This window comes from Dietzia sp. DQ11-38-2 (assembly GCF_014145055.1).
Lineage (GTDB): Bacteria > Actinomycetota > Actinomycetes > Mycobacteriales > Mycobacteriaceae > Dietzia.
Map to the genome: position 1 here is coordinate 1 of NZ_JAALDW010000466.1, position 2,448 is coordinate 2,448.

Annotated in this window: 3 protein-coding genes and 1 pseudogene; 1 reads left to right on the plus strand and 3 read right to left on the minus strand. The window is 71.0% G+C overall.

Annotated features, from left to right (window positions below; translation table 11 throughout):
- Window positions 1-966 (plus strand): ATP-binding cassette domain-containing protein (locus G6026_RS14700; RefSeq protein ID WP_182613617.1); only part of this gene is annotated, 966 nt, incomplete at its 5' end.
- A 7-nt stretch (window positions 967-973) separates the two neighbouring features.
- Here the strand turns inward: G6026_RS14700 and G6026_RS14705 are convergent.
- The 3 genes and pseudogenes from G6026_RS14705 to G6026_RS17570 all read right to left on the minus strand — a co-directional run.
- Window positions 974-1,663: an FABP family protein gene (locus G6026_RS14705; RefSeq protein ID WP_182613618.1), complete on the minus strand. Its 690-nt coding sequence runs from the start codon at window positions 1,661-1,663 to the stop codon at window positions 974-976.
- Between the two features lie 119 nt (window positions 1,664-1,782).
- The gene (locus G6026_RS14710; RefSeq protein ID WP_182613619.1) at window positions 1,783-2,283 is read right to left on the minus strand and encodes a hypothetical protein; all 501 of its coding nucleotides are present in this window, start codon (window positions 2,281-2,283) and stop codon (window positions 1,783-1,785) included.
- 47 nt (window positions 2,284-2,330) lie between these two features.
- Window positions 2,331-2,448: pseudogene (locus G6026_RS17570) on the minus strand (sulfurtransferase); the annotation flags it as partial.

Below are 2,448 nucleotides of genomic sequence, written 5' to 3' on the forward strand. Positions count from 1 at the left end.
GCCGTGGCCGCAGTGCCCGCGGGCACTCTCGTCACGGCCCTGGCGGCCCTCCTCGTGGGGGTCCTGGCCTATGGGGGCGACGCGGGCCACGGACCGACCTGGATCGGGATACTCGTCCTGTTCCCGCTGGCGGCGTTCGAGGCGCTCGCGGCTCTTCCCGCCGCGGCAGGGCACCTGTCGCGGGCGATCCCCGCCGCCGAACGCGTCCGGGACATGATCCGACAGGCCTGCGGGAGCAACGGGACCGCGAGGGCCACCGGTGCGGGTGCGGAGGTCGAGGACGACGCCGCCGCGTCACTCGTGGACGATGGCGAGATTCTCCTATTGGCGACGGGTCTGAGCTGGGGATACGCCGACCGAGCGCTGAACTCGACGCCTCTGGGGCTCGTCCTGCGCCGCGGCGACCGGGTGGTGATCCGGGGCCCGTCGGGATCCGGCAAGAGTACGCTGGCGCGGGTCCTGGCAGGGCTTGACACACCTCTGACCGGACGCGTGCGGGCGCCGGGAGGGGACCTGGCGAGACTCGACCGACCCCACTGTCGCGAGCAGGTGATCTACCTCGCCCAGGACGCCAGAGTGTTCGCCACCACTCTACGAGACGATCTGCTCGTGGCCCGGGGTGATGCGACCGATCAGGAGCTTCTGCGCGTCTTGGACGAGGTCGGTCTCGGCGGGTGGGTCGCCGGCCTGCCGGACGGACTGGACACGGTGCTGGAGGGCGGGGGTGACGCCGTCTCCGGCGGACAGCGGCGACGGATCCTGCTCGCGCGGGCCCTTCTGGTCTCCGCGCCGGTCGTGATTCTCGACGAGCCCACCGAGCATCTCGAGGCTGGGGATTCGGGCTCGGTCCTCCGTCGGATCTGCGAGTGCGGTCCGGGCGGTCTGTTCGGGCCGGACCGGGCGGTCGTCGTGGTCACCCATGATCGCTCGACCCGGGTGAGGGCGACGAAGGAGATCGAACTCTAGGGAGCGGTCAGCCGGCGACCCGCCTCAGCCGCGCAGACATGTGCGGGACCAGGCCCCGCTCCGGGTGGACGCGCTCTTCCACCCACCCCAGGTCGCCGCCCTCCACGATCCCGTAGAGGCGTTTTGCGCCGCCTCGCTCCGGGCCGGTGGGGGAGGCCAACACCACGTCGGTCGCCATCTCCCACGCGGCCTGGTTGATCGGCGTGCCGTAGTACATCTCGATCACTCCGGAGGCGTGTGCCACGAGGAACTCGAGCCGGTCGTCGGCGGAGATCCGCCAGAATCCCGACTCCCGGTAGGCGGGGTCGTCCACCGCTCCGCCCGAGTCGTAAGTCCAGGCCCGGGAGCTCCAGCTCAGGTAGTTCTCCCCGTCGTGCGCCACGACGATCTGCTGGCCGAAGCGGTGCTCCCCCCGGTCGGCGGTGTCCGCCTCGCCCTCGCCTTCCCAGACCCCCACCAGGGGGAGCAGCGCGAGGAGGCCAGGGTGCAGGTCCGGTCCGAATCGGAGGTTGGCCGTGTCCTCGGGGATCGGGAGCTCGGAGAAGGCCGGGATGTTCCGGCCGGCGGTCTGCTCTGAACGCCGCGCCGCGGCATCGACCGCCGCGTTCGCGGATCCGCGCACGACCGAACCGCCGTCTCCCCCCTCGGGGGTGGACGGCGTGGGGTCGACCGCGCCGGTGGGGTCGCTGTCCGTCACGACTCGTCGGTCACCGTGCGGTACACGATGTAGCAGGTGGCCCACAGGATGGCCAGCGTGCAGAGGACGAGGAGGATCTCGAAGAAGAGCACCATGGCGTAATTCTAACCCCGGGGCCGTCAGCCGAGTGAGATGCGGGCGTCGATCGAGTGGATGAGGCAGTCGTCCGAGGGGACCACGAAGTCCTCGCTGACCCGCGCCCGGAGTCCCACGACGGTCACGAGGGTGAAGTCCGCGTGTACGACGCCCTCGCGCCCCGGGGGGTCGACGGTGATGACGATGTCGCGCACCTCCCGGATCGTCGAGTACTGCAGGTGCAGATGCAGGTCCCACCTGAGGTGGTCGGCGCCGAACCCCGTCTTGAACCCGTTCTCGCGACGGACGCAGTCGGGGGCGAAGGGCACCCGGAACGCCGCCGCGGGGAGCGTGAGCGCCGTGAGGTACATCCGCACCGCCGCCTCGCGCTCGGCGGGCGAGTACGGGCCGGGGTGGTCGGGTACCTGCGGGACCGCACCGCGACGCTGGTCGATGCCGACGAGGACGGCGGAGGCCACGGAGGCGCCGAGCGCCACGACGGAGGCACGTGCGGCCATGCCGAGCGCTCTGGAGAGAAGTGACATGCCCAGAGATTAGCGACTCGATCGCCCGGGCGGGGCGGGGAGAATCCTCACCTCTCGACGGGGACACCGATGAGCGAGCCGTACTCGACCCAGCTGCCGTCGTAGTTGACCACTGAGGGCTGGTCGAGGAGCTCGTGGAGGACGAACCACGTGTGGCTGGAGCGC

Excerpts from the sequence above, each read along its gene's own strand:
- G6026_RS14710 (WP_182613619.1), bottom strand. The coding sequence starts at position 2,283 with ATGTCACTTCTCTCCAGAGCGCTCGGCATGGCCGCACGTGCCTCCGTC.